Raw genomic sequence first — 5,693 nt, 5'->3', positions numbered from 1 at the left:
TTCTGGGTGCGATTAGCCCGATGGCATTCGCTGCGACGTCCTCGACGGGTCTGACCCCGGTTGGACAAGTTGCGTTTACGTTCAATGGCCAGACGGTCTCGAACCCGTACATTATGGACGGTGTGGATTCGGGCAACACGACCGCGTTTGCGCCGATTTACTACTTTGACCAGCTGCTTGCGAAGTTGGGCATCCAGGCGACCTGGAATGGCAACACCCACACCTGGGCGCTGACGGATTCCAACCTGAACGCGGCGCAGGTGGCTTCGAACATCCAGGGTGGCGTAGGCTCTGGCAACACGACGATTACCCTGAATGGCACCACGATTAAGGAGATTAACACGCAGGTTGCGAAGGACCCGGCAGGCGGTCCTGTGACGACCTACTTCCCGGTGTACTACATCCAGAAGGTGTTTAACGCGATTGGCGTGAACGCGGTCTGGAACGGTGCGACGGGCCTTGCGGTGTCGTCCTCTGCCACCACGGAGAGCCTGAGCAACATCTCGATCTCGGGCGCGACGACGGGCACGGGTTCGACCTCGTCTCCGGCGACCGTGCTGAACGGTGGTTCGCTCACGCTGTCGACGACACTGACCGATGAGTTTGGGAACCCGGTGCCGAACACGGCGGTGACGTTCTCCTTCACAGGTAGCCCGCTTCCGACCGTGACGAGCAACGGCTCGACGGTGCAGCCGAGTGGTTCAGACTACACGGTCTACACCAACGCGCAAGGTGTCGCGACGATTACGGTGACCGCGCCGTCTGGTGAGACGGTGTACTACACGGTGAGTGCGTCCGGGCCGCAGCAGAATGTGAGCACGCCGTCTGTGGCGCTTGAGTTTGTGGCGCCTGGCCAGAATGGCATTGCACCGTATGGCACAGCGAGCTCTCCGTATACTGCATCGCTGAACACGGCAGTGCCGGTGATCTTTACGCTGGCACCTGTTGGTTCGACGCCTCAAGCCAACGTTCAGGTCACCTTTACGGTGAGCGGAAACGCCTACTTTACGAACTCGTCTGGCGCGAACCTCGGTCAGAGTGTCACGACGACCACGAATTCGTCTGGCCAGGCTGAGGTGTGGGTGAACTCGGCGTATGCTGGTCAGGCTGTTGAGGTAACCGCGACAGCTGCGAATGGCACGAACGCAACGACGTATGTTGAGTGGTTGCAGTCCGGAGTGCCATATCAAGTGGGGAATATCTCTGTTTCGAACAGCAGCCCAAGCGCAGGCTCGAATGTAACTATCTCTGGCACCGTTGAGGATGCGCTCGGCAACCCCGTTGCGAACGCCACTATCTTGGTGACGAGCCAAGGCGGACAGGGTGCCTATGTGTCCGGTTCGTCTTCCACCTCGTTCCCGAACGTGGTAGTGGGAACGGGCACGCCAGCGACCTCGACATACGGTGACGTGATTACGACCGATGCCAACGGGAACTTCTCGGTCGTCGTGACCGATTCGAGCGCAGAGACCGATCACTTCTACGTCTATCCGGTTTCCGGCGGTTATGTCTCGGGTGGGGCGTTGCAAGGCTCGCCTGTGACGGTGACGTTCGGTCAGCCAACGAGTTTGGCAGGCATCGCAGTGGCGTCGTCGACTGCGGGCATTTCTAGCGCACTCTCGAACAAAACAAGCTCGCTTTCTGGTATCCAGGCTCCCGGTGGACTGAATGCGACGGCGTACTTTGATCCGTTTGTCGCTACGGGTGCTGAATTGGATGGAACCAGCCAAACGTACAATCTCAGCGTGAATAACGGCGGCAAGGTTGTCGCGATTGTTCCGCTGACGTATAATGCTGGTTCTTACACGGCGGGTACGCCTGTGACACTGACGAATGAAGTCAGCGGCATCTCGCTGAATGTGATGTACTCAGGCGGTCAGTATGTTTATAGTGTGCCTGGTCAGGGTACGCTCTTCACTTCGAATACACCCGCATTTGGCGTGGAAGTCACTAACACAGGTGGCAACACCGTGTTGACCGTGTCGAACGGCAGCGTCTCGGCGACCTCCACGTTCGCGTTTGGTGCGGGCGCTCCGGCTCAACTGGCGAACGTGATCCCGGTGTCTGGCTCGGTTCAACCCGGTCAATCTGAGACGATTGCCTTTACTGTCGAAGATGCCAACGGGAACCCGGTCGACAACGCAGCCGTTACGGTTGAAACGGACGCAAGCTCTGAAAACAGTGCGGGCTTCTGGGTCACGCAGGTCAATGGCAAGAGCCTGTCTCAGGATGCCAGCGTGAACAATCAGTCCGTCACGGTGAATACGCCGATTCCGCTGTTTGCGGTAGACGCGGCCCAAGGAAATGGTAATAATGCTCCGAATTGGCTTGCCTATAACCTGGTCTCCATCCCGGGAGTGGTGAGCTGGACCGGAGGAGATAACTTCACGGTCTTTACCGATTCGAATGGCCAAGTCACGCTCACTTTGGCAGCGGGTAGCGTCCCTTATTATGCAGAGGTTGGCGGTTCGCAAAACTTTGCAAGCGGTATTGACACGAACGGCGTAATCGCCACGGCAAACGCCGCGACGTCGTCGTTGCAAGAGTCGCTAGGCTACAGCGGAAATCTCAATGTGTTGCTTTATGCAACGAAAACGGCAGCCAATCAAGTTGCGACGGTGTCCGTGGCGCCGCAAGCGGGTGTCCCGTATGCTATCACGGAGAACCTGTCTGCGAACTCCGTGCAACTTGGCAACTCTGTCACAGTGTCGGGTAGCGTGACGGATGCTTACGGCAACCCCATCACAAGCGGAACCGTGACGATTACCTCGACACTTGGTGGAAGCACCTCAGCCACCATTCAGTCGAATGGTACCTATAGCGCGACCGTCACACCAACCAGCACAGGTACTGGCACCATCACGGTTTCGGATGGTAGTGCCTCAAAGTCCATGAGCTTGACGGTCACACCGGGGGTGTATGCGGGTGCTGAGCTCACAATGATTTCGCAACCGCTGGTGACACCTGAAACCGTCAATACAGCTGCATATGCCAGCGGAGCGGCAAGCCAGTCCGCTACGGTTCCCAGCAGCGGCACCTATACGCTCACGATCAGCGCGGTCGACGCGGATGGCAACCCACTTGGGAGCGCGGCAGCTGGACAGACGGCAACCGTCAGCTTTACAAGCGGTGGTACTAACAATAACACCTTGTCGTATAACGGCAATAGCGTGTCCACAGGTACCACAGTCACGTTCGGTTCGAACGGCACAGTGACCCTGACTTACAATGTCACCACTGTTCCGAACACGAACAACGACACGTTGACCATTAAGGTGGGTAGCAACACCGATACGGTCACGCTGAGCTAATGACAAGAAGTAGTAGAAGCCGACAGCCCTTCGTTGGGCTGCCGGCTCTCTTTTTGTTCACGGGAGTATCACTTGGAACTCTTTCAATTCACCATGCTCGACATACAAGAACCTCCCCGGCTTGTCCGGTGGGAGTTTCTCCGCGCCGGGAACGCCCAGGACGGTCCTTGAGGCGACCTCATCATCGACGCGGCCACAGACGCGCCAAACTTGCTGTCGGATCTGGGAGCCCAAGAGTTCTGCTGTCGGATATTGCGCCGAGAGCAAAAGCAAAATCCCCGTCGCGCGTGATGCCAATGCGAAACGCTCGAGATAGGTGTGGGCGCGCGTCCGAACCTCCTTCTCATCCTTGCCACCCGTGTTCGACGCGAAGATCGCAAGCTCGTCTACAACGAGAAGAATCGGCTTCTCCTCAAGGCACATGCCCCGTTGGTAGGCCTCGCGCAGCGAGGAGACGCCAGCCTCTTTGAGCTTACTCAGCCGCTCACGGTGCTTTGCCCACAATGCCTCCAGCACAGGAAGCGCATCCTGAGCCAGTTCTTTCACCGGCTCCGCGAGCCGAGGGAGAAGCTCCAGATAGTCGACGCCGCCTTTCGGGTCAATCAGATACACGACCCAGTCGGCATTCAACGCTTGTTTCACGATCTGGCGAATGAGCGTCGACTTGCCGCTGCCCGTGCTTCCTGCGACGAGCAGGTGCGGCCAGACGGGTGTCTGCCAGAACACCCGTCCGTCATGGCCATAACCCAGGAGAAACGACTGGCGCGGCGCGGGATACGTATCCTCATCCTCACGATTGTGCCTCACCTTCGACCTGCGAGGTCGGCGCATGCCGCGTTCTCGGTCTGCCGTCCGTAGGGCGTGTTCCAGGGAACCGGACGCCAGCACCAGGTGCACGCGCTCCCGGCGCTTGGGATCCGGCGTCACCGAGCGGAATCGCTCGACACCAAAGGATGCGCAGAAGGGCTCGGCGATTTCAGGCTTCTGCCAGACCGAGACCGGGAGCCCATGGACAATGAGCTCCACGTCGCCGTTCGCACGTTCCTTCACCCGGACAAGCGTCGGACGCTTGTAGCGCGGGTTGTTCCAGAGGTCCGCGCGGCGTAGGGCCTCCTCAAAGGACCAGGCATCGACGACGACACGGTTGCGGTCGGCCACCGCACTCCAGATGAAATTCAGCATCATCACGCCAGCAGCGCCACAGGTCCACTCGAGCCACGCCCAGTGTTCAGGGCCATGGGTGACGTGGAAGGCAGCGGGCAGTGCCTTCAAGGCGCGCCAGACCATGGCGATCCAAGCGATGCACGACGCACTGAACAACAGGGGATGCCGACGCGCATGCCGCCACATCCAGGCGAGGAACGCGCGGCTTTCCTCGGAGAATTGAGAAGACGTCATCGAAGACATCTCTGCCTCATCCTTTCGTTGGAGATTTCATTTCTACGGCGCGTGTAGGACATTTCTCGTCAGTCTGTCGTGACCGAGTGCATCTCCTCATCGGATGGGAGACGTGCGCCTAAACGTCCTGCGAGTCGGCGCATTTCTTTCGTCACCGAAAACGAGAATTCAACGGGCGACATCCCCAAGGCATCGGCCAATTGATCCCGATACTGCTCGGTCAAGCACGCATCCGGCGGGAGGTGCGTAAGGAGCCCCCATTTCGCCAAAAGGGTGCGTTGTTGTCGAGCTAGACTGTGTGCGTCGAGGACCGGGCCTCGGAATACCCGAGTAAACGCCCCTGGTTCCTCACTGGCCGTTTCAATCACCCGTTGCCAGGTCTCATCCAACGGCCAACGCGAACGGTTGGTATCGTCCGTGGGTTGTCGAAGAGAAAGCCAACTCATCAGCCAATAACGAAGCGTCGACGGAAATCGAGCGACGACTTCATCGACGTCCATCTCGGCGTACGTGCGCGAGCCATGGTGCATTTGGTGGAATGCTTCTCGGCGTACCTCGATTTCCACGCGCCAAATGGGTTTGCAAACATTCCAACCATTTGCTTCCCAAAGCCGGTGAAAGAACGCCGCTTTCGTGGACTGTTGGGACAACATCAATTCCCGGTCTTTGTGGTAGATCCGAACGTGGACTGGGGTTTTCCCAAACGAGAACCCGGTGAAGCGCCGGCTCACCAGGTGTGAAATCTCCGGGAGCTCCTGCACGTACTCGAGCCACTCTTCTTCGGTCTCGTATTGGTGTGTGATCCGCGTGCGGGTGACAAAGCGCGGCAGGTCTTCGGGCTCAAAGGTCCATTCATCGCTGTCAATGGCCCAATCCAATCGGCTGATGCGCGAACGGACGCCCCATTCGCCGTCGGGGGTGTACAACGCATGCGGTGCATCGGCCAGTTTGTGCAAGACGCGATAGACATGCTGCCACCAAAAT

General features: G+C 58.5%; 3 protein-coding genes. 1 reads left to right on the top strand and 2 read right to left on the bottom strand.

What is annotated here, in order from left to right; translation table 11 throughout:
• The first annotated feature begins 20 nt into the window (after positions 1 to 20).
• Complete coding sequence (locus AS26_RS13010) at positions 21 to 3,311, top strand: beta strand repeat-containing protein (RefSeq protein ID WP_062310404.1); 3,291 nt, start codon at positions 21 to 23, stop codon at positions 3,309 to 3,311.
• Between the two features lie 57 nt (positions 3,312 to 3,368).
• Here the strand turns inward: AS26_RS13010 and AS26_RS13005 are convergent, their stop codons facing one another.
• On the bottom strand, positions 3,369 to 4,718 hold the full coding sequence (locus AS26_RS13005) for an FtsK/SpoIIIE domain-containing protein (RefSeq protein ID WP_062310401.1): 1,350 nt from the start codon (positions 4,716 to 4,718) through the stop codon (positions 3,369 to 3,371).
• A 59-nt stretch (positions 4,719 to 4,777) separates the two neighbouring features.
• A complete protein-coding gene (locus AS26_RS14495; RefSeq protein ID WP_169793509.1) occupies positions 4,778 to 5,665 on the bottom strand; it encodes a hypothetical protein in 888 nt (295 codons plus the stop codon).
• Positions 5,666 to 5,693 lie beyond the last annotated feature (28 nt).

The organism is Alicyclobacillus sendaiensis NBRC 100866 (genome assembly GCF_001552675.1).
Lineage (GTDB): Bacteria > Bacillota > Bacilli > Alicyclobacillales > Alicyclobacillaceae > Alicyclobacillus > Alicyclobacillus sendaiensis.
Note: the sequence above shows the minus strand (reverse complement) of the source record. Positions and strands in the feature narration are given on the sequence as shown.